This is a genomic window from Exiguobacterium marinum DSM 16307 (assembly GCF_000620845.1).
GTDB classification, from domain to species: domain Bacteria; phylum Bacillota; class Bacilli; order Exiguobacteriales; family Exiguobacteriaceae; genus Exiguobacterium; species Exiguobacterium marinum.
Genome location: NZ_KK211189.1, coordinates 929341 through 952130, shown reverse-complemented (window position 1 = coordinate 952130; position 22790 = coordinate 929341). Strand labels below are relative to the sequence as shown.

Sequence of the window (22790 nt, the reverse complement as noted above, 5' to 3'; positions counted from 1 at the left end):
ATGGCAAATCTCTTATTCCTATTTTCGCTCGTCATGATTTGGACGATGCTTCTATACCATATGTTTTTAATGCAGGGTGGATTTTGGCATTACATGACATTTCGTAATCCAATCCCTGAATGGTCGAAGAACATGAAGAACTTGCCAAAAGTCTCGGTCCTAATTCCCGCCCATAATGAAGCGGTTGTCGTCGCCGCTACGCTTCGGGCAATGTCTCGAATCAACTACCCACACGATAAACTTGAGGTTATTTTGATCAATGACAACTCATCTGACCGCACTGGTGAAATCGCCCAAACGTTCGCAGAAAAATTCTCATTTATCCATGTCGTCCAAACAACACCGGATTACGCAGGAAAAGGAAAGTCCTCTGCTTTAAACTATGGATTGACCCAATCGACCGGTGATGTTCTCGTCATATATGATGCGGATAACACACCCGAAAAGGATGGTGTGTATCACCTCGTGATGGGACTTGTCAACGACCCGGATGCGGGGGCCGTCGTCGGAAAATTCCGAGTGACGAATGCATATGAGACTTTATTGACCCGTTTTATTAACATTGAAACGATTTGCTTCCAATGGATGGCACAGGCAGGCAGGTGGAAATGGTTCAACATCTCCACTATTCCTGGGACAAACTTCGCCATACGCCGTACTATTATCGAAGAACTTGGGGGATGGGACGAAGCGGCACTCGCGGAGGACACTGAATTGACGGTTCGTGTGTACGAACTCGGGTGGCATATCCGCTTTTTCCCGGCCGCAATCACATGGGAACAAGAGCCACAGACGCTAAAAGTATGGTGGAAACAACGAACGCGTTGGGCACGTGGGAATCAATACGTCGTCCTCAAATTTATGCGTCAATTGTTCTCGTTGAAACGAAAGAAAATCGTCTTCGACATCATTTACTTTTTCTTCACCTACTTCTTGTTTTTCTTTGGGGTCATCTTATCGAATGGTTTATTTATCATCAATTTGTTTTTCGACATCGGTCTCGAGGTAGGAAACATCACTTTGGTTTTATGGGTTCTTGCATTCCTTCTCTTTGTGACGGAAGTATTTGTGACACTGAGTATCGAGCGTTCTGAATTTAACATTCCAAACTTCTTCACTGTCATTCTGATGTACTTCACGTACAGCCAGTTATGGATTTTACTCGTCATCTACTCGCTTTATCTCGAGATCAAACGCGTCTTGTTTAATCAAGAAGTGAGATGGTACAAAACAGACCGATTCGAATGAAGGGGAGGATATTATGAAAAAAATTACACTCTACTTATTGACCGTATTCTTGATTTTCTCAACTTTTTCAGTACAAGCTGCAACAGAGCTTCGCTCCTCACTACCCATCGATTCCGCAAGCGATGTGGGAGAACGCTTATTGACGACCGGAGATGATGTATTGCCTGGTGAAACGTCTTCTCGAACGTACACATATACCATGCTCGGAGATGAGAAAGCGGCTTCCTCAAAATACGTATCCGTCGACTGGGCGCACTCTGAACTGTTGATTCCCCCGTCGGCACTCACCATCGATATCGATGGTGAACCGCTTAAGTCAGTCGCATTATCCAAGGAGTCCTCGCAAGGTAACGTACGTGTACCACTTCAAGACGAGCACTTGACGAAAGGGACACATGAAGTCACCGTGCGCTTCACGGGCGTGATTGAAGGGCGCATGTGTGATACCGGAAACACATCGGGAAGTTGGCTGACGGTCCTTCCATCAAGCTTTCTTTCAATCGGAAGCAAAGTCGAACTCACTTTAAATGATTATCCGAACCCCTTTATTCAAACGACCAACCAGAAGTTGACAATCGTACTCCCGGACTCACCGGACACGATGTCTTTAGAAGCGGGACTTCTTCTGTTCCGACAGCTACAAGGGGACGCAGCCAACCCGAATAACGTATCGCTTCAATATGAAGGACAATTGAAAACATTGGATGGACGGTACGTGTTCGTCGGTCAGACGGATTCGTTCACCGGTCCCGTCCAAACGTTAATCGAGGAACTAGAGACCCTCCCTGAAGGTGAGGATGTCTTGTTTGAGCAAGCTCGAATCGTCAGCGACGATACGGCCGTCGATGCGATGTTCGTCCTCGCAGAAGATGCGGCTTCCTTCGAAGGGACGGTGGACCATCTTCTCATCACGACGCAGCGACAACAGCTGAACGGGAGTCAACTCGCCCTATCAAGTGCACCTTCCGTTCAAAAAAGTGGTGACACGATTGATTTACGTACACTCGGAGCCTCTGACTTTATGTTGAGCGGGACCCAAGCCGTCAGTCAAAACTACTTTTATCCGTTGCCAGTCATCGATCGGCAATCCACCGTGGAGATGGAGGTCCGTTTCAAGACATCGGCGTACGTAACGTCTGAGCAGAACAATGACGTGTCTCCGGAGTTGATTGCATGGGTGAACGGCACCCCACACTCCATCCCGCTCTCGCCTTTAGAGGATGATCAAGAATGGCAGCAATATACGATTCAAATCGATGCATCGACACTTCAAAAAGATACGTTTTTAGATGTATCGTTTGAAGCGAACGGTCTTCGTTCTGAAGCGCCATGTAACGAGAGTGATTTAGATCGCTGGATTTTCATCTCGAGTGACAGTCAGCTGACATTGCCAAAAGGAAGTGGAGAAGCAAATAACAAGGTTTTCTCGAATATGGCCAGTCTGTTTTCGACTGATCCTGGTGTTGTGTTCGTGATCCCGGACGAATCGAATGCACAAACTTTGCAAAACATGGTTGGCGTGATGAGTGGTTTACCGGTCACACCTTTAACGCAACAAGTCGAGTTTATTCGGGCCAAAGACGTGACCGAGGAGACGGTCTCTAACCGCTCGATCATCTATATCGGAGATCCGGAGCAAAGTCCCCTCTTCAACGAGCAGAAAGAGAGCTGGCTCGTCACAAAAGACAATCAAGTGGATTTATCGCAGTATGGATTCGTTCCAGAGACGTCTTCTGAATATGCATGGATTCAACCTTCTCCTTGGAACGAGGATAAGGCAATGATTGTTGTGTCAACGAACGATACGATCGATTCAACCCTCATTCAAACACTTGCTTTTCCGAGTGAGACGTTTAGTGTAGCGGTAAAAAATCAGAATGGCGCAGTTTTTACGAATAGTGCGAGTATCCAAAGTGAGCAAGCAGAAGGAGATGTCACGTCTAACGAGTCTACTTCGATGAACCCGACTTGGTATTTCGTCGGATTCATCGCATTGATTGCCCTCATTGTCGCAATCCTTTTCTATCTACGTCGCAACAAAAAGAAATAACCGATGCGTCTACATGCTCAAAAAGCCAGAAAGTTCACATTAAAAACACATCCGATTGTCGAATCGGATGTGTTTTTTAATGTGAACTCGCTGAAAACCGATACACCGTTCGCGAATGATACAATTCACCCGGTTTCAGTTCGATCGAGGTCGCGATGTGTGGATGGTTCGGAGCGTCCGGGAACGCCTGTGCCTCGAGACAAATCGCGCTATGTTTTTGTCGACCATCAAGCGTCACCGGCGTCGCTTCACTGAGAAAGTTGCCCGTATAGACGACCATGACGGGTTGATTCGTCTCGATTGTCATTGTCCGTCCGCTCACCGGGTCATGCAATCGGATCGGTTCATCCTTCAAGATGAAAGGATGATCGAGTCCATCAGCACGCTCAATCGCCTCGTCTCCAGACTCGAGCGCTTCTCGGACCGCTTTCTTATCTCGGAAGTCAAACGGCGTCCCGCTCACGTCTCGCAACTCTCCTGTCGGCAACGATTCTGCATCGAGCACCCCGACCGAATCCGCTGGTAGCGTCAGCATATGGTCATGGATGGTCGATCGTCCGCCGAGATTGAAGTAGTTGTGATGATTCAGGTTGACCCATGTCAGTTCGTCCGTCTCCGCCGTCATTGTGACAATCAGCTCATTATCGTCCGTCAGTTCATAAATCACTTTGAAGAAGACATTCCCGGGATATCCTTCCTCCCCATTCGGGCTCACGTAGGTAAACTGGATACAACGCTCTTCAGCATCCATCTCCCAGTAACGGGCCGTGATGCCTTTGTCTCCTCCATGGATATGATGAGGCGCCTCGCTTGGGGACAAGGCGACACTATCAATCTCTGCGTTTCGGATGCGTCCGGCGATTCGCCCGACGACCGATCCAAGATAAATCGGGTTTTCTAAGTATTGAGAGACGTCCCCGTATTTCAAAATGACCGATTCTAGGTTACCTTCTCGGTCCGGGGCCGTCAGCTCCGTCATCGCACAGCCATAGTCGATGGCGGATAGTGTCATGCCGTTACTATTTTGAATCGTTGCTTGTTTCATCCAATCACCCATCCTATAAAGTCGTTCCCTATCGATTCCCTCATATCGAACGACTTACACTTCCATTACCTCGGTGACAGGCTGTGAATCCCTTCCACAAAACGCTTTGCAATCTGCTGTGGTCGTGTGATGGCGCCACCGACGACGACCGCATACGCCCCGATTTCAAGAACTCTACGTGCATGCTCCGGTGTAATCACATTCCCTTCCGCAATGACAGGAATCGAGACAATCTGCACCATTTCCCTTAAAAATTGAAAGTCACCTTCATACACTTTCTTACCAACCGTCTCCGCTGTATAACCATAGAGCGTCGGTGCGACGACATCGAACCCTAGCCGTTCAGCGCGGACCGCATCTTCGAGTGTGGCACAATCCGCCATGAAGCGTTGATTCGGATACTTCTCTTTTAATAGCGGGAACAACGTGGCAATCGTCGAACCGTCCGGACGCGCTCGATGTGTCGCATCGAGCGCAATCAAATCGACACCTGCCGATACGAGCGCGTCGACTTCTTCCAGCGTCGGTGTGATGTAAACATCCGAACCATCGTATTCCCGTTTGATGATGCCGATGATGGGTAGATCGACGACAGATTGAATCGCTTGAATGTCTTCGATGCCGTTCGCACGAATCCCACTCGCCCCACCCTCTTTTGCGGCGACAGCCATGCGGGCCATGATAGCCGAACCGTGGAGCGGTTCATCCGGGAGCGCCTGACAGGACACGATCAACTGACTTCTTAATTGTTCAATCATTGGGTTGTTCCTCCAAACTCTAATCGGCATTCAAACATGCGGTTCCAAGGTGCCGATGTGTTGACTGTCCATGCTTCTTGGAAAGAATGACGGATTACATGTCGCGCCACTTCCGTCATCACACGGTCACGCTCTTGCGAAATCACTGTTGCCTGTTCGTTTAAATCGAAGTAGCTCGCCCCATACTGCGGTAACACGGTATTCGTCATCTTCATCCGAACTTTTGCTTGATAGACGAAATCGTCAAGGACGTGATACAGGACGTTCTCACGAATCCGCTCTCTCTTCCCGACTTGGGCAAACACCCCTTGCGCGAGCGTCGTCCCGAGCGTATTCCCGTTCGTATTCCAACCTTTGTAAGAGTCCAACTGTTCGAGAATATTCAACTCATCGAGCCACATGATCAACTCTTGATCCCCACCGTTGGCATAGGCACTGTCGGCGACGATGACTCGTTTCCCTTGCGTAAGCGCAGATTCGATCTTGGTGACGAATTGACGCATGTGACGAAAACTCGTGTACGTCACATCACGCTCGTCTTGATCCCACGATTCCTGCATCACACGTCCGGGGACATTGTAGGCGAGCATGAGATCCGCGTCTTCTATCGTCTCGACGAGGTGTAGTCCAATCGCGTCCAGATGGGCATACATGCTTTCGATGAACGGTCGGTCCTCATACATCGGGATTAACGTCGGACCGAGGACACTACTCCACATCGGATGCACCCGTGGTCGTGTTCCTTGATGGTCCAAAAAGGCTCGGGCGACCATGGTTGCACCTACTTCATCCGCTCCAGGATACATATGAACCTTCGTCAACACACGTCGTTCTTGTATTTGCCTTAATACGTTTGTCTGGTCAATCGATGTGTAGCCATATTCGGCACTATCGTCTTGAGGGATGAACAACCGCTCAATGACACCTTCCTCAACGAGTTGAATCATCGCTTCGTTGATAGATCGGTTGAAGGCACGTCTCGCCTCATAATCCTCCACATGTTCTGTTGGAACCAATTCGTTCAATGTCACGAGTTCCTGCTGTTCCATCTCGGTCAAACCGTCACGTCCCTCTCTGTCCTGTAACCAGGAACGTCGATAGATTTCGGCTCCGAATTGACCATAATAGTCAGGTTCTTCATCATTCGAGCTATACTTCGGTGTGCGCATGATCATCGTCGCGACATAAAGCGGTGCATCCGTCTCACTTTGGAGCGTCCGCATCCACTCGATGAAAGCGTCACGGTCCGTCTCTGTCATATGATGAAGACGTGACGGCAAGAGCCCGCCATAGCAAAGCATGTCCGCACTGAGGACGAAAGCGTCGCAGTCTTTGACACTGCGCACCCACTCTCGAATCCCTATTTTGTCGGCGGCTTCTTTTTTGTATCCATATAAATGATCGGGTGGCGTGAGCAGCGTCACCTCGTCGGTCACCCCGACAATCCGCTGCACCACATCGACATTACATGGTCGTTCATCGATCGGTACATATACGATTTTCATCGTCACACCTCAAACCGTCTCACTGCTTGGCTCTTCCGTCCGAACCGTGTGCGTGATGACATCTAATAGATAAAACAGGGCAACTTCACGAATCGACGTGACATGCGCGTTTTCCGTTGAAGCGACAGTCAGACGGACATCTGATACGGAAAAGAGTGGCGAATCACTTTGTGTCGATAGTCCGACGGTGACGGCACCGATTCGTTTCGCATTCGTCAAACCGTCAATGACTTCTTCACTATAGCCATCGCGACTTAGACCGATGACGAGTGTCTCCGGGCGAATCGCCCGTTTGGACAATTGAATCGCTTGCGCTCCTGAGAACAGATCCGTCATCACGCCAAACTCCAACAGCTTCGTCTTGATGGCGGGTAAGAGCGGCGACCACTCATCCGTCGCGTATAAGACGACTTGGTTCGTCGATTCAAGCACTTCTTTCAGTCGGTTCATCGCTTTTTGGTCATACAATGAATCGTATTTCTTCATCATCATGAAGTACGCTTCGTTAATCTCATCGAGTCCATCGATATTCGAAGGGCCATAGTAGCGATTGCTGACAGTCGCTTCTTTGGCAAGTAAGCGCAACTTATTATATGACCCGAACTCGAGCTTTTGGCAAAAGCGGGTGATTGTCGCTTCCGATACGTTGATTTGGCGAGACATTTCAGTGATCGTCTTATTCGGTACAGCTTCAAGGTTCTGGATGATAAAGTCAGCGACGAGTTGCTCGCGTTTCGTGAAGCGATGATGGTTCGACTCGATAATCGTCGTGATGCTCCGGAGCGGTCGCATCGATTCCTGGAGCAAGAAGTGACGAAGCGCTCCAATCATCCCGGCGTTGTTCAAGTTCCGGGCAATCTCAATCGTCGTCTTCTCCAAGATGGCAGGAATGATGTCGGCAGCGAGTTGCTTCATGATGCGAGGATACAAGTAGTCTTTTTGCGCCGTGATTCCGCCACCGATGATGATTTTTTCAGGGTTCATCATATACGTCACCGTAGCAATCCCTTTTGACAAGTAATAGACGAGACGATCGATTTCTTCGATAGCAATCGGATTGCCCGCATGCGCCATCTCGAACACGTCTTTCCCGTTCAATCCCGTCTGTTCCGTTCTCGCCTCGACACGTTCGATGAGGACACGGGTAGACGCCAATTCTTCGAACGCATATCCTTCAATCGGGATATAACCGATCTCGCCCCCACTGAAGCTATGCCCCGTATGGAGTTTGTTGTCGAGAATGTAACTACCTCCGATTCCCGTTCCGATTGTCAGGCAGAATAAGCTTTTCGCCCCTTTGCCGCTCCCGACCCATGACTCGGCCAGTCCGGCACAGTTCACATCGTTTTCGACCTCGACTGGCAGACTGAACGTTGCCTCCAACGTTTCTTTTAACCGGGTGCCCGTGTAGGCAGGAATCAACTTCGAGGCATAGACGACGACCCCTTCTTTCGAGTCGACTTGCCCTGCCGTTGAGATGCAAATGCCTTGTACGTCGTGACGCGTCTGCAAATCACGGATGAATCCCGTCACCTTCTCTAAGATGTGAGCCCCACCCTGGTTGGCTTCGGTCATGCTCTCATGTTTTTCGATAAAGATCGCATCTTCCGTCAACACACCGTACTTGATAAACGACCCGCCAATGTCGAGCGCTACGAATTTTCTCATCTTTGTCACCTTCTTCGTTAAAGTCTATTTCTCTTCGCTCGTCACCCGGATCGTCACGATGTCTTTCGGTCGGACCGTAAACGCCGCATCCACCTGTTCGATGACGTCTCCTGTTAACGTTACTCTCTCTAATGTTACCTGTTGTTCGAACGTCATGGTAATAGGAACACGTTCCCTCGTCGGATTGTATAGACGAATTTCGCTGACATTCGGTTCGATTCCTGTCACACTCGAGAATACGCCACCTGTCATGGTGAACCAATGCCTCGGTGTCGCTGCGCGTGTTTGATGCACGATCGGACGTCGACGGAAGCTCGTGATGTGTGTCGCCGACTCGTTCTCCCGATTCAACACAAGTCCGTATTCGAATGTGTCCGTTCGCAGACATTGTGCACCCGGCACTTCAAATCCGGGTCCAGCCCCGTTCCCTCGCGTCCGCAAGTCCCGTCGTGACAACCAGCCGACCGCTCGGAGCATCGTCAGCTCCACGACGTCTCGGTCGTCGTATGTGCTCACAACGTATTCTTGTAGACCGCGATGAACGAGGGTGTGCGCATTGGCCTGAACGAACGAATACGTCGGCGCTTGCGCCATGACGCACTCTTCATTTTTCTCAGCATCAAATCGCTTGTCCCGCATCGTCTCCCGTTCATTCCAATCAAACGCCGTATCCGCCGTCGTGACTTCACACGTTCCGACATCAAAGGCGACACGGAGCTTATGGTCTTGCGCCTTGTTGTCCACTGTCGTCTTGAAACGGATGAGCGGGTCATGTTCATACAGTGTGACCGTAGTCATGATTGGCATCGTCACCATCTGTTCGCTTCCTTTTTGACGTGAATCATCCAAGGAAGCCGGGATCGTCAACGTAAACTCGAGACACATCGTTTGATGGGATTGACCACGTTCAACCGTGGCATGAAGAAGTGTTGCTTTTGACAAACAGTCCTCAAGTGGCGGTGAGTAGTTATACGTATCGCCTGCATCGAGACTCGAGTAAACGACGTGTTGTCCTGGATAACGTGTCCCGCTCACTACATCCGTAATCGTCAAGCCTTGGTCGTTCGTCTCGATTTTATAGAACGCATTCTCGATGACGTCTTCTGTTTGAGCAAGTGGTGTGACTGCTTCTTCGACTCGCTCAATCTCACATACATAAGCGCCTGCCCCTTCGACTGGGATCGAAAAGACGACGTCATATTCTACATACTCGTCGTAATGCGGCTCTGCCAAAATGTGTCGTAGAAACACTTCCTTCTCTTCCCGACGCAAAACGTCGATCTCAATCGGTCCCCCGTTCATGCTGAGGCTAATATGTCCGAGGTCGAGACGTTTCGGGATACGAATCGTTGTTTCTACCGGGAGCATTCGTTTGACCGGCACGGTTGAGATCACCACGAGCTGATTGTTATAGCCTTCACCAAAATACGGTGCCGGATAATGCTTGTCGAGCTGCGTCTGTTCGAACTGTCTCATGGCAGCGAGTGCACGTGCTGAACGTGTCTCCATCTCGTCATGGACGGCATCGATGCTACATCCACAAATGCTGTCGTGTGGTTGGTTTTGTAAAATCAGTTTCCATACGTACTCTCGGAATGAATCGTTTCGTGTCTCCGTCCCGAGAAAGGCGTTCAAAAATCCCAGTGTATTGAGCGCTTCATCCTCAACGAGTTGATTGTCACGCTTCAGATACGTCCGTGTCGAGAGAACACCTGGTAGGATGAAGATTTTCGATGGGTCCCGCTGTTCACCGTGAATCGTGGCAGTCGGACGATGTGTCGCCACCGCATCCGTATAGTCAGACATGAGCGATTGACGGACCGGCAAATCGACCGCATTAAGCCTGTCTTTGATGTCTGGTGCTGTGAATGTGTGGTCGGCCCCATTCATGACCAAGTAATGACCGCTTTTCACGAACGGTTCGTTACGTGTCAAATAGTCATCCATCTCTTTTTGAAATGCCTCATGCTTTAAGAATGTCTGATAATAGCCTTCGAACAAAGGAAGGACGAACGTCTTGACGTGCGACCCGTTCGGCGCGACCCACGTATTCTCGAATGAATCCGATACGGCACCACGCCATAGGATGGCGTGACCGATTCCGAATTGCTCTAGAATTTGTGGCATCTGTCCGATATGTCCGAACGTATCCGGCAAATAGCCGATATCATGTTTCGATCCCAGTTCGCGTGCCAGCTTCGTCCCAATCTTCAAGTTTTGAATGAGCGCTTCACCCGCCACTAAAAACTCATCGGCGAGTAAGTACCACGGTCCGACCTCGATTTTGCCTGCACGAATCCACTCGACGAGCTGTTCATATTCGTCCACACTGACCACTTCCCGATAATCGTCGAGCACGATCGTCTGTCCATCTAAAAAAAAGTTATCGAATTGCCCAGCTTCTAGACGATCGACGACATAACGTAGCCCTTCCGTCAGTTTGAAGCGGAACGATTCGAACGATTCATACCATTCCCGGTCCCAATGCGTATGATTCAAGACGTGCACTTGTTTCATTGAAGAACCTCCATTCGTTCCCGAATCAACCTGCCGTCAAGTTCATTCAGTGCCGTTTTCGTTTTTAACGCGAGTGCGACGGCCAGTCCCGTCGCTTCCCCGACATCTCGTAGCGTCGGCTGAATCCGAAGCGAGGCTTGCATGAGGAACGTGCTCGAGATATGTCGACCAGCGAAAATGACATTCGTCACTTCATTCACGATAAGGGCACGATACGGGATCTCATAATATTCACCCGCCGTGTATTTCTTCGGTAACGCCTCGTCTCCTTTGACGCGATGGACATCGACGTACCAATCTCCTTTGGCAATCGCGTCATGGAAGCGGGCCCGATTCGCATAGTCCGTTTCGGACAACACATACTTCCCTTGAATTCGATATGACTCACGGATGCCGAGCTGTGTTGCTTCTTTTAATAAGAAAGCGGACTCAAATCCTGGTAAATGACGGACCAAGAATCGGCTGAGACGCTGCATCATCTGTCGCCCGATACGCACCGCTTCAGAACGGGCGAACGGGTCGGTCGTGTCCGTCAACCCAGGGATGTGGGGACAGTTAAAGGAGAAGACACCCGGTTTGCCCGGTTGTGTGAATCCTTGAAAATACTTCAGGTCGTCAGCCGTGAGTTCACCTGTTGCCAATCCGTCCCGGAATAACCCTTCGAGCACATGACCTTTCCCGGGGACCATGACAATCTCGAAGAAATTCGGGTCCTCGATCTGACAGAACGTTTCGCCGAGTCCAAGCACATAGTCTCGGACACGAGCGAGGTCGACACCGCCCATCTCAAAACGGAACGTCATCTGCTGATTATGTCCGTTTTCGTCACCAGAAGACGTCGGGATGTCCGACACACGGGCGACGACGGCGTCCGCTGAAGCATCGATGACCGTCTGCGTCTGAATCGCGACGAGGCCGGCACATGTCTGGACGATCAGATGGGTGATCGCGTCATCGTCTTTCAACACATCGATGACGACGGCATCGTATAACACCTGACATCCGACCTGTTCCAACAACTCATCTAGCAACGAAGTGAGCGTCTCGACATTGAACCACCGACAATTCGTCGTCCCGTCATCCGTTTTAACGCCGCGCTCTTCCAATCGATCTAAGATGTAGCGGTTGACGCCCCGAGGTTGAACGTGTGTCGGCATCATCGGAGAGACGAGCGCGTTCGTCTGCGTCCCACCGAGTGCAATCGTCTTTTCAATGAGAAGTGTGTCGACTCCCTCACTTGCTGCAGTATAGGCCGCCGTCACGCCAGACGTCCCGCCGCCAACGACGACACAATCGACTTCTCGTACTACCTTGATTTCGTGTCCTGCGTAATGAATCATCTCTTCCGCGTCCTTTCTCTCTTAACCTTTCACGGCGCCGTCTGTCGCACCAGAGATAAAGTATTTTTGGAGCGCCATGAATAAAATCAATGTCGGAATCGTCGTCAAGATCGATGCCGCACTAATTAATTTCAAGTTCGAGCCATCGAAGTTTTGCGACAGTTGCGCCAATCCGATCGAGAGCGTGTACATGCTACTCTCCGTTGAATTGAGGAGTGGCCACAAGTAGTCGCCCCACGTCCCCATAAACGTGAAAATCGCCAATGTGACGAGTGTCGGTTTTACGAGTGGTAACGCGACGCGATACCAAACTTGGAAACGGTTCGCCCCGTCTAGGTAAGCCGACTCTTCAAGCTCTTTCGGGATGCGTAAATACGCTTGTCGCATTAAGTAGATCCCAAACGCCGTCGCCACCTGCATCACAACGAGTCCGATGTAAGAGTTACGTAGACCAAGCTCGCCTGCGAGTTGGAAGAGTGGTGCCATGTACAGTTGGAAGGGAACCATCATCGTCGCGATAATGAGTGAGAGAACGACGCCTCTTCCTCGGAAGTCCATTCGGGCGAGCGGATATGCCGCCAGACTACAGAAGAGCAAGTTCAACGGGATCGCAATCGCCGTTACGATAAACGTATTGAGGAAGTAGAGCCCGAAGTTCGCTTTCGAGAACGAATCGGTGAAGTTTGCGAGTGTCGGGTCTGTCGGATAAACTGTTCCGTAAATACTTTCCCCTGGCGATTTGAGTGCCATAAATAACGTGATGAGGAATGGACCGACCGTGATAACCGAAATGAAAATCATCAATAGGTATAACATGATTTTTTGTGTCGTTTGTTTACGTTTCATCTTCACTTCTCCTTTAAGCCCGTAAATCTTCTTCTCGCGAACTCGTCAACTTCATTTGAAGCAAGGAAGCACCGATTGCGAGAAGGAGCAGGACGACACCAGCGGCTGATGCGATACTGACGTCCAGTGACATGAATTTTTTATAGATGTACATGACGAGCGTCGTAGTCGCTCCAGCCGGACCACCGCCCGTCGTTAACGCGATTTCTTCAAACACTTTCATTCCAGCGATGATTGTCATGACAGACACGAGTGTGACAGAAGGTGTCAACATCGGTACAGTGATGCGCCAAAATTTTTGAAAGGCGTTCGCTCCGTCGATCTCAGCAGATTCATAGACATCTTTTGAAATCGATTGAAGACCAGCCAAATAAATGATCATGTAGTAGCCTAGGCCTTTCCACACTGTGATCGCGGATACTGCGACGAGAGCGGTCGAGCTTTGGACAAGTAAGTTTGTCGGATTGTCAAACAGACCGAGCGATACGAATATTGACGAGACCGGGCCACTCTGTGAGTAAAGCATCTTCCACATGAGCGCGGCAACGACCATCGGTGTGACGACCGGCAAGTAATACAAGATACGGAACGTCGATACACCTTTGATAGTCTGATTGACCAAGACTGCTAAAATCATTGGCAAAAAGATATTCAATGGAAGGACGATAATCAAAAATAAAATCGTATTCCATAACGCGAGCCAAAACGACGTATCTGTAAAAATCTCTTTGAAGTTGGCGAGTCCGACGAACTCTCCAGTTCCCGCAATGATTTTATAGTCCAACAAACTCCAATGAAACGCCTCGACGATTGGGATGACGAGGAACGTGCCGAGCACGAGAATCGATGGGAGTAGGAACAGCCAAGGGGTGAGGAGGTTTTTCTTCTTCCGTCTGACGACCTTCGTTTTCGTGGTCGATACAGGGAGTGCTATATTCTCTTTATTCATTTTCAGGTCTCCTTCCAATAAAACGAGCTGAATCAAAAGAGGGGTCTCCTTTTGATTCAGCTCTCAACGTTTAGAACGTCACGCTCTCTCCAGATTTCTCGAACGCGTCATCCCAAGCTTTCGCAAGTGCTTCTACTGCTTCTTTACCTGACATTTTCCCTTGTAAGTTTTGAACGAAGATGTTTTTCGTCGCCTCACGTAGTTCCGCGCTGTTCTCTGTCGGCGGGACGAGAACCTCGGCACGTTCGAGTGATTTCGAAGCTTCCATCATCCCGAGCGCTTTCGGCGAGTCACCTGGATTCGTGAAGTAGTCATCTTCGAGTGACGCTTTCGTCGATGGGAGGACCGTTCCTGCCGTCTTCGCGAATTCGAGCTGATTGTCGGCATTCGTGACAAACTCGGCGAATGCGACCGCTGCCTCTTTATTCTTTGTCTTCGCCGGTACGGCGAAGTTCATGACCGCAACGTTGACCGGTGCGTCTGATGCTTCAAGCGGTTGTCCTGCTTTTGAGACTTCATAGATGTCCGGTGCGCCGCTCTCGACCGGTCCGAGGAATGTGACGCCACCTTCGAGTAATGATGTGTTACCTGCCATATAGAGTTCTTGTCCTGTCTTAATCGATCCTTCTGCTGCTTCTTGCGGGATCAACCCTTCGTCATACATCTTTTGCATCGTCTCGAAATAATTGATGATGTCTTCGTTGTCGGCGAACGTTGCTTTTCCGTCTTTGACGATCGGTTCACCCGCGATTGAGACCATTTTCTCCATGATGGCATTCCCGTCATTGATGACAGGATAGAATGCCGGTTTACCCGTCTTGTCCGTCAACATTTTCGACGCTTCATAAATGCCTTCTGTCGAAGTCGGGACTTCTTTGATGCCCGCCTGTTCGAAGTGGTCACCGTTGTACCAAGAGACGGTCGTCGTCAAATACCATGGAAGTGCGTACAATTTGTCTTCGAACATGCCAGACTTGTATGGACCATCCACGTAAGCTGTTTTCGCTTCTTCTGACATCATGTCGTCAAGTTCGAGCAATCCACCCTGTGCCGCGATGTTCGACATATAGTGTGGGTTCAAGTTGACGACGTCTGGGACGTCACTACCCGTCAACGATGTCAGTACTTTTTGCTCCATCTCATTTTGAGGCACGTCTTCGATGACGACATCCACATCTGGGTGCATCTCTTCAAATTCTTTTTCAATCTCATCGAAATAAGAGTCAAACGGTTCACCCGCGAGCGAGGCCGTCCACATCGTCACCTTCCCTGACAGTTCGCCGTCACTCGATGCAGAGCCACTATCAGATTCTTCATTGCTACAAGCCATCAAGCCGACTGACAAGGCAGCGATCGATGCGCTCGCCGCGAGTTGTTTCGTACGTTTTTTCATCTTTCATTTCCTCCCCGAGATAAAATAGAAAGCGTTTTCACAAATTCATCATACCGCCTTAGAAATCTATTTGCAATACTAAAATTAAAATGAAAATAATTTTCTAAATGAAAACCCGTCCCTTTTCAGAGACGAGTCTACGGTTAGAGTCCTTGACGTTCGATGGCGTATTGTAGCCACTGTTTCATGTCAGCCGTTCGTGACTGTAAACGGTCATATAACACCGGCTCGAGTTGGTCATTTGTTTTCATGACATCTAACGACTGCTCGATTCGTTGTACGTCCTCTAGGTTGAGCGACTGTTTTCTCGCTGCCTTCTCAAGACGTTGGATTTCTTTAGCGAGAGCGCGACCCGCTTTTTTATCCATCGCCCCTTGTGGCATATACAGGCTGTTCATCTCGCGGCGCGTGTCTTTCAACAACGCTTCGATGGCGAGGAGCGGCTCTTCCCCTGGGTTGACGGCCGTCTCACGCCAAGGACCTTTTCCTAGCGCATCGACGGATGGGGCGCTCGCTTGACCGAATGCGAACATATTCACACCCGATGTGCCAAACTTCGCCGACAGGACGTCGTCCACCACCGCTCCTTCGTTCAAGTGGTGATAGAACGAGTAGATCCCCGTGAAGTACATCGTCCCTTCCGGCATCAGCTTCTTACTCGCCTGGACCGTTTTTTGAATGCTATTGAAGTCATGTCCGTACGCTTGTGGGATAACGGCATCGATGTCTTCTTTCCAGTCACTGATATACACTTCTTCCGCTCCTGGTTCTGGCGTTGCGGTCAACATGAACTTCGCGTCATTCTGTTTCGAGATGTCGTGTAGCTTGGCGACGAATTCATTCTCCCGTTCGCGGATCCATGCTTGGAACGCCTCCCATTCCGGCGTATCCTTCTTCAAATCAATCGGGTCGATGAAGCTCACTTGCTTGTATAGGGCTCGTGTCGGTTCACTAAATCCATACGCTTTGTCAAAACCATGATGCGGGAGTCGCATGTAATCGATATTCAATCCCTTGATGTCATAAGTCGACTCCATCTCTTCATAGAGCGCAAGCATGTAGTCCTGTACTTCAGGCTGCATCATATCTAGCCAGTAATAGCGGCTCGACGTGTCCGGCGCCGGTTGTCCGGTCGTATTCGTCCGTTGTACGGCCGCCCATTCCGGATACTGTTTGAACTGAGACGGGACACCTAAGCTCGCTTCCCCGACCATGAATCCGTCCGTCCACGCGTGAACCGTCATGCCACGCTCTTTCGCTTTCGCGATATAGGCGGCGAGAATGTCCGTGCCGTGCTCGCCGAAGTCGCCGTTTTTGAAGTTCGGGTGCTGGGCGGGAAGTCCATACTGTTCCTGGACCGCACTCGGATAGATCGGGTATCCCCAGAACGTCGTCTCGAGATAGACCGCATTGAATCCGGCCTTTTCCATCCGGTCGAGCACGGTCTCGACGCCTGTTAACGTCGATTCTTTCGGACGATGCCAGACGGCCCGCTGTTCGGCGACACCTGAGTCGATGGAGTAATAATAGGCGTCATACGCAAGTTGTGTCGCTTGCCTTACCGCGTCTAAAGCGATGACCGGATCTGACTCTGCGTTCGCCTGATCTAAATATGTCCGAGCGGAACGAAGCGCCTCGTCTGCTAAGTCGAGCGGGACATCAATCCATTCAGCTCGCGCTTTTGAGATTGACTGTTCGGCCTTCTCGATTGCCTTCTCACTTTGGAACGCATAGCTGTCCACATCTTGCATGATCGTGACGACCCCGTCCGTCACGTCGACTTTCGCCCCGATGATACTGTTGCCTGAGAGGAACGCCGAGCTGACACCGTGACCGCTGACGACGAATCCGTTATCTGGGATGCTTGAATTCCCGCCACCAAGCTTCGTCACATAGCCATCCTCGACCGTGATCTCATAGCCATATACGTTCGTCTTCGTCGACTCCCCAAATGCAGGCGTATAGACGATCAACTGGTCCGGGCCACGGAATCCATCGAACGGTGCCCCGTCCGGGTTCGAAGATCGCGTCGGGTCGACCGCGTTCGCCGTGCGTTCTTCTTGTTTGACGACCGGCTCCTCGAACATGACGCGCTCCCCGATTTCGAGCTGACGTAAGAACGAAGTGACCGCTTCCGTCGTGTCTTTCCCCGTCGACAGGACGAGACCATTCTCTGGAATCGGACTGTTCCCGCCTCGTTTCTCCGCTACCGTGTACGTATTGATCCCGACTTTTTCTAGCACGACTTCCGTACTCGCCGGGTTCGTCTCCGTATAGTAGCTAAACTGATCGTTGAAGATGATGAGTTGCTGCTGGTTCGCGAGTTTGTTGATGCCCCCGACACGCATCTCGTCACCCGAGGCATCGATGACTTTCATCACCTCTTCAGCTGCCGCTCCTTGCATCGGTAATAAACTTCCCAACAATGTGAGGCTAAGTGCCGTACCGACTACGTTACGTTTGTTCATCCCATTCACTCCCTCTTCTAAAAAGTAACCGCTTTCAAAAACAACATAGCACAGAGGATGATAGGTAAAAATAATCATTTTTCCTTTATGGATTTTATTGAAAATAATTTTCATTTCTAAAATAGAACGTCCTGTCTTACATTCGTTCACCTGAATGAGTAGTGCCTTCGTCCCAATATGTCAACGAAGTCTGACTTTTTCATTCGGAATGAAAAAAACTCCGTCAAATGACGGAGTGCTCACAGTAACGGGGCGATGAATTTCAATTTTTCTTCTTCATGGCGGCTCGAGAGGCCGTGTCCATATTCCGGATAGACACGGAACGCCTTCTCACCGGAAAGTTCACGGAATAACGCATACCCTGTCGACGGAGGGCACACCTCATCTAAGAGACCGATCCCGACCATGACAGGACAAGTGATGCGTCTCGCAAAATTGACCCCGTCGACATAACGAAGCGTATCGTACAATGCCTCTTCTGACTCGTGGAGAGGATCGTGTACTTTGAAGTGATGCGAGATTTCTAAATATGGCCCGTCCGTCGCCAACTCGATCCCTCTTGGAATGTCACAGAGGAATGGGATATCAACCAATGCGGCCTTCACTTTCGGATGCAATGCGCTGACTCCGAGGGCGATGCCACCGCCCTGGCTCCCACCTTCAACGATTGCCATCTTCGCACCTGACAGCATGAGGGCGACATCGAGCGCACGGACTGCGTCCAGTATGACCCGTGTGTAATAATACGTCTCTTTCTTGAAAATCCCTCGCGTCATCCATCCGGCGGCACCGCCCAAAGGCATGAGCAAAGACTGCTCCGGGTCCATTCCTTGGTCACGTGTCTCGGCGAGGAGCACCGACATCCCTTGTACGACATACTTCATGGCGATATGAGGTTCGTGGGTATTCCAGTTGTAACCGTGATAGAGGATGACGACTGGAAGCGAGCGGTCGATCGTTTTCGGTTTGATGAACGTCGCTTTGTGTACGATTGCCCCATGCGACAAGTAACGGATGTCTTCCATCTCGACGTTTCGGACGTAAGCGGGGATTGGGTTCCGTTCGATTTGCATCGGAATGTCCCGTAACGTCTCAAGTTCTCGCTCCCAGAATCGATCAAAGTCGTCCGGCATCGTGACGTTTGATCGGTAAGCCTCTAACTCACGGACCGACACATCAACGCCCGGCATGGACGACATCCCCTTTCTTGATGGCGAGGGCGAGTGCTCCTTTTAATCCGGCGAAATCACCGAGTGTCGGTGGCACGATATATGTCTCCAACTCATTCACATACGGATTTTGGATATAGCCGTTCATCTTCTGTCGAAACGCTTCACGTACTTTCGGGAACAGGTGTGACTGCTTCATGACACCACCGCCGAGAATCATCCGCTCCGGTGCGAGAATGAGGGCGATGTTGACGAGCGCCTGCGCCAAATAATCAGCCTCAATGTCCCACGCAGGGTCGGTCGGATCGAGCAAGTGTGCCTTCTTGCCATGTCTCGCCTCGATGGCGGGACCTGATGCCAAACCTTCGAGGCAGTCTCCGTGATACGGACAGACGCCGTTCGACATGTCTTCGGGATGACGACGGACAATCATATGTCCCATCTCCGGATGCCCCATCCCGTGGACGAGCTCCCCATCAATGACGGCGCCCGCTCCGATTCCGGTCCCGACCGTCATATAGAGACAACTCGAGACGTCCGTCGCCCCGCCAAACGTCATCTCCCCGAACGCTGCCCCGTTCACATCGGTATCGAGTACGATTGGAACTTGAAAGTGTGCCTTCAATACTTCATAGAGCGGATAGTTTGCCCACTTTACTTTTGGTGTCGTCGTAATGTGCCCATACGTTTCACTATCTCGGTTCAAGTCGACCGGACCGAACGTTCCGACGCCGAGTGCCTCGATTGTCTCTCCTTCAAAAAATTCGAACACGCTCGTCATCGTCTCTTTCGGATCTGTCGTCGGGATGAACACGTGGCGTATAATGTCTCCTGTTTCCGTGCCGACGCCGCAGACGATTTTCGTTCCTCCTAATTCAATCGCTCCAAACATATGAAAATCCCCTTCCCATCAAAATAGTCTCGGTTCGTCATCATTTCGGGTTGCAATCGCTTACAATGAACTCCATGCTACCTGTAACGATGCGCGGTTGATTGCTCACCGTTACGACGATGTGGTCGCCCTTCTCGAGCGGAACCCCATCTAACGTACCTGTCCCGTCGAGTACACTGATGAGACGGAAGCGGTCTAGCGGCTTGAGTGTGAACCCATCTGTGACATCCATCCGATAGACGTTGAACTCGTCCGTCTCGATCAATGTCTGAATCGTTCCACCCGTCACTTCTGTCTTCGTCGGATGGACGATTGACGGCGTATCCGGTACCGTCGTTACTTCAATCGCTTGAGCCAGGTGGAGCTCACGGGTATTTCCCGCATCGTCTGTCCGGTCAAAGTCATATACCCGATACGTCGTGTCTGAAGACTGTTGCGTCTCGAGGATGACGATCCCTTCCCCGATCGCATGGATTGTCCCGCTCGGCACGAAAATAAAATCGCCTGTCTTCACCGGTTGACGACGTAACAACGTGTCCCACTCACTGTCCGCAATCGCCTTTGCCAACTCTTCTTTCGTCTCCGCTGTATGACCGAGAATCAACTCTGCTCCAGGTTCGGCCTCGACGACATACCAACATTCCGTCTTTCCGTACGACTCCCCTTCTAAGCGGATCGCTTCCTCATCGTTCGGATGAACCTGGACGGAAAGGTCATCCGCCGCATCAAGCAATTTAACGAGAAGCGGGAAGCTGTCGAGTGTATACTCCCCGAAGAGATGACGTTTCTTCTCCCATAGTTCAGCAAGCGTACGCCCCACGTACTCTCCAGAAGTGATGACACTCATCCCGTTCGGATGGGCCGAGATGCCCCAACACTCGCCGATGTTCCCTTTTGGAATGTCATATTCGAACATCGTTTCGAGCTTCCGTCCACCCCAAAGTCGTTCTTGAAAGACTGGTTTACATGTTAAAATCGTCATCATGAATCCTCCTATTTTGATTTTTTATTTAATTGCATACCAATAGGACGCTCGTCATGAGCGTCCTATACATTATGCGTATACCGTTTCAAGTTGCATGACGACTTCTTCAACAGTTGTCGCTTCCTTTAATTTGTTACGGAACTCATCGTCAATGAGACGTCGGCTCAAAAGAGCAAGAATCCGTAGATGCTCATCCCCTTCTGACGCTTCAGGTACACCAATCATAAAAATCAATTTAGCCGGTTCGCCGTCAAGGCTATCCCACTCAATCCCTTTCGGTGCTTTTGCGAAGGCAATGACTGGACGATTGACCGCATTTGTCTTTCCATGCGGAATCGCGACTTCAAAACCGATTCCCGTCGAACTGAGTGCTTCCCGCGCTTCAAGTGCCGTGACAAATGCAACACGATCATTCAAGTACCCGGCTTCGTCTAATTTTCGCGTCAATACTTCAAACGCTTCTTCACGTGACGTTGCCGCTAAGTCCAATTCAATCAATGTCTCTTCCATGTAGTTCATGAGTTTCATCTCTATCTCTCCTTACCCGACTTGTTTGAGTGATTCCGACTGTTTGACTTTACGCTGTGCCCGTTCTTTTAAGAAAATCGTCGTGAACGCTGTGATGAGCGATCCGATGATAACGGAGATAAAGAACATGATGACATTGTCAACAGCACCGAGTACCGCGACGACTGGTCCACCATGAGGGACGTTGTTCGTCACTCCGACTGTGATAGCGATGGCCGCTCCCACCATCGCACCAATCATATTCGCGGGAATGACACGAAGCGGGTCGCCGGCTGCAAATGGGATGGCCCCTTCCGTGATTCCGACTAGCCCCATCATGAAGGCCGCCTTACCAGCTTCTTGCTCTTCTTTTACGAACAATTTTTTACGGATGAATGTAGCGATTCCCATACCGAGCGGCGGGATACAAATCGCGACCGCAATGGCACCCATGATGCCAGTCTGTCCTTCGGCAATCATTGAGGCTCCGAACAAGAAGGCGACTTTGTTGACCGGACCACCCATATCAAAGGCGATCATCGCTCCAAGCAAGAGACCGAGAACGATTTTACTTGACCCTTCCATACCTTGAAGCATCGTCGTAAGGCCTTCCATCAATCCAGCAATCGGTGCCCCGACGACGAAAATAAAGAGTGCCGCGATAGCGACCATGCTGATGATTGGGATGACAAGAATCGGCATAATTGGCTGCATCATCTGTGGAACTTTCCACGTCTTAATCCACCGAACGAGATAACCGGCTGCAAAACCTGCTAAGATACCGCCTAAGAAACCAGCTCCTGCCTCAGACCCATAAAAACTACCGTTCGCAGCGATGTATCCTCCGACGATACCCGGTGCGAGGGCTGGACGATCTGCAATCGCATAAGCGATATAACCGGCTAAGATTGGAACCATGAACATGAAGGATGCCGCCCCCACGTCTAATACCTTCTGCCAAATCGAACCTTCTGGAATCGCAAGTCCGTTAGCTGTCGGTTCGCCTCCGATAGCGAGAGCAAGAGCAATCAACAGCCCCCCGACGACGACAAATGGAATCATGTGACTGACACCGTTCATGAGAGCTCGATAGACAATGTTTCCATCTTTCTCTTTCTTGACGTCCTTCACTGCTCCCTTTTGAATCGGAGCAGTTTTGACGCGTTCGATCAGTTCTGCCGGTTGTTTGATTGCCTCGGCGACCGGTACCACCACAACACGTTTCCCTGCGAAGCGTTCGAGGTCCACCGTCTTATCGGCGGCGATGATGACTCCGTCTGCCTCCTTGATTTCTTGTTCAGTCAATCCGTTCTCAATCCCGATTGATCCATGTGTTTCGACTTTGACGTCATGACCGAGTTCCGCGCCAGTCTTTGAGAGCTTCTCAGCCGCCATGTACGTATGCGCAATCCCGACTGGACAGGCTGTAATAGCAACAATTTTCATTATC

Annotated in this window: 17 protein-coding genes; 2 read left to right on the top strand and 15 right to left on the bottom strand. The window is 50.4% G+C overall.

The features are described from left to right. Together P400_RS0105295 and P400_RS0105290 are read left to right on the top strand one after the other, a co-directional pair. Positions 1-1248 carry a glycosyltransferase family 2 protein gene (locus P400_RS0105295; RefSeq protein ID WP_026825201.1) on the top strand — a complete coding sequence of 416 codons (1248 nt, stop codon included), beginning with the start codon at positions 1-3 and terminating at the stop codon, positions 1246-1248. Positions 1249-1261: 13 nt separating this feature from the next. Beyond that, complete coding sequence (locus tag P400_RS0105290; protein ID WP_026825200.1) at positions 1262-3298, top strand: hypothetical protein; 2037 nt, start codon at positions 1262-1264, stop codon at positions 3296-3298. Positions 3299-3374: 76 nt separating this feature from the next. Here the strand turns inward: P400_RS0105290 and P400_RS0105285 are convergent, their stop codons facing one another. The 15 genes from P400_RS0105285 to P400_RS14900 all read right to left on the bottom strand — a co-directional run bounded on the left by P400_RS0105285 (position 3375) and on the right by P400_RS14900 (position 22786). After that, positions 3375-4343 carry an aldose epimerase family protein gene (locus P400_RS0105285; RefSeq protein WP_051545942.1) on the bottom strand — a complete coding sequence of 323 codons (969 nt, stop codon included), beginning with the start codon at positions 4341-4343 and terminating at the stop codon, positions 3375-3377. A gap of 65 nt (positions 4344-4408) precedes the next feature. Further along, on the bottom strand, positions 4409-5101 hold the full coding sequence (locus tag P400_RS0105280; protein ID WP_026825198.1) for an N-acetylmannosamine-6-phosphate 2-epimerase: 693 nt from the start codon (positions 5099-5101) through the stop codon (positions 4409-4411). Further along, the gene (locus tag P400_RS0105275; protein ID WP_026825197.1) at positions 5098-6606 is read right to left on the bottom strand and encodes a DUF4127 family protein; all 1509 of its coding nucleotides are present in this window, start codon (positions 6604-6606) and stop codon (positions 5098-5100) included. Before P400_RS0105275 ends, P400_RS0105280 begins: the two co-directional genes overlap by 4 nt. A 9-nt stretch (positions 6607-6615) precedes the next feature. Continuing rightward, positions 6616-8274, bottom strand: a complete 1659-nt coding sequence (locus P400_RS15330; protein WP_051545941.1) for an ROK family protein — start codon at positions 8272-8274, stop codon at positions 6616-6618. Positions 8275-8298: 24 nt separating this feature from the next. After that, complete coding sequence (locus P400_RS0105265; RefSeq protein ID WP_026825196.1) at positions 8299-10791, bottom strand: glycoside hydrolase family 38 N-terminal domain-containing protein; 2493 nt, start codon at positions 10789-10791, stop codon at positions 8299-8301. After that, positions 10788-12131, bottom strand: coding sequence for an FAD-dependent oxidoreductase (locus P400_RS0105260; RefSeq protein WP_034770866.1), 1344 nt, complete (start codon positions 12129-12131; stop codon positions 10788-10790). The genes P400_RS0105265 and P400_RS0105260 overlap by 4 nt, the downstream gene beginning before the upstream one ends. 21 nt (positions 12132-12152) lie before the next feature. Beyond that, positions 12153-12977 carry a carbohydrate ABC transporter permease gene (locus P400_RS0105255; protein WP_026825194.1) on the bottom strand — a complete coding sequence of 275 codons (825 nt, stop codon included), beginning with the start codon at positions 12975-12977 and terminating at the stop codon, positions 12153-12155. 13 nt (positions 12978-12990) lie between these two features. Further along, positions 12991-13926 carry a carbohydrate ABC transporter permease gene (locus P400_RS0105250; protein WP_026825193.1) on the bottom strand — a complete coding sequence of 312 codons (936 nt, stop codon included), beginning with the start codon at positions 13924-13926 and terminating at the stop codon, positions 12991-12993. 70 nt (positions 13927-13996) lie between these two features. Beyond that, positions 13997-15319, bottom strand: a complete 1323-nt coding sequence (locus P400_RS0105245) for an ABC transporter substrate-binding protein (protein WP_026825192.1) — start codon at positions 15317-15319, stop codon at positions 13997-13999. 143 nt (positions 15320-15462) lie between these two features. Beyond that, positions 15463-17787: a glycoside hydrolase family 10 protein gene (locus P400_RS0105240; protein WP_026825191.1), complete on the bottom strand. Its 2325-nt coding sequence runs from the start codon at positions 17785-17787 to the stop codon at positions 15463-15465. Positions 17788-18026: 239 nt separating this feature from the next. Next, a complete protein-coding gene (locus P400_RS14905; protein ID WP_051545940.1) occupies positions 18027-18977 on the bottom strand; it encodes an acetylxylan esterase in 951 nt (316 codons plus the stop codon). Further along, positions 18964-19848 carry an ROK family protein gene (locus P400_RS0105230; protein ID WP_026825190.1) on the bottom strand — a complete coding sequence of 295 codons (885 nt, stop codon included), beginning with the start codon at positions 19846-19848 and terminating at the stop codon, positions 18964-18966. The genes P400_RS14905 and P400_RS0105230 overlap by 14 nt, the downstream gene beginning before the upstream one ends. Before the next feature lie 40 nt (positions 19849-19888). Beyond that, positions 19889-20833 carry a mannose-6-phosphate isomerase, class I gene (gene manA, locus P400_RS0105225; RefSeq protein WP_026825189.1) on the bottom strand — a complete coding sequence of 315 codons (945 nt, stop codon included), beginning with the start codon at positions 20831-20833 and terminating at the stop codon, positions 19889-19891. Positions 20834-20902: 69 nt separating this feature from the next. Then, positions 20903-21361 (bottom strand): PTS sugar transporter subunit IIA, encoded by a 459-nt coding sequence (locus tag P400_RS15790; protein WP_034770860.1) that lies wholly within the window; start codon positions 21359-21361, stop codon positions 20903-20905. 12 nt (positions 21362-21373) lie between these two features. After that, positions 21374-22786 carry a PTS fructose transporter subunit IIC gene (locus P400_RS14900; protein ID WP_051545939.1) on the bottom strand — a complete coding sequence of 471 codons (1413 nt, stop codon included), beginning with the start codon at positions 22784-22786 and terminating at the stop codon, positions 21374-21376. Positions 22787-22790 lie beyond the last annotated feature (4 nt).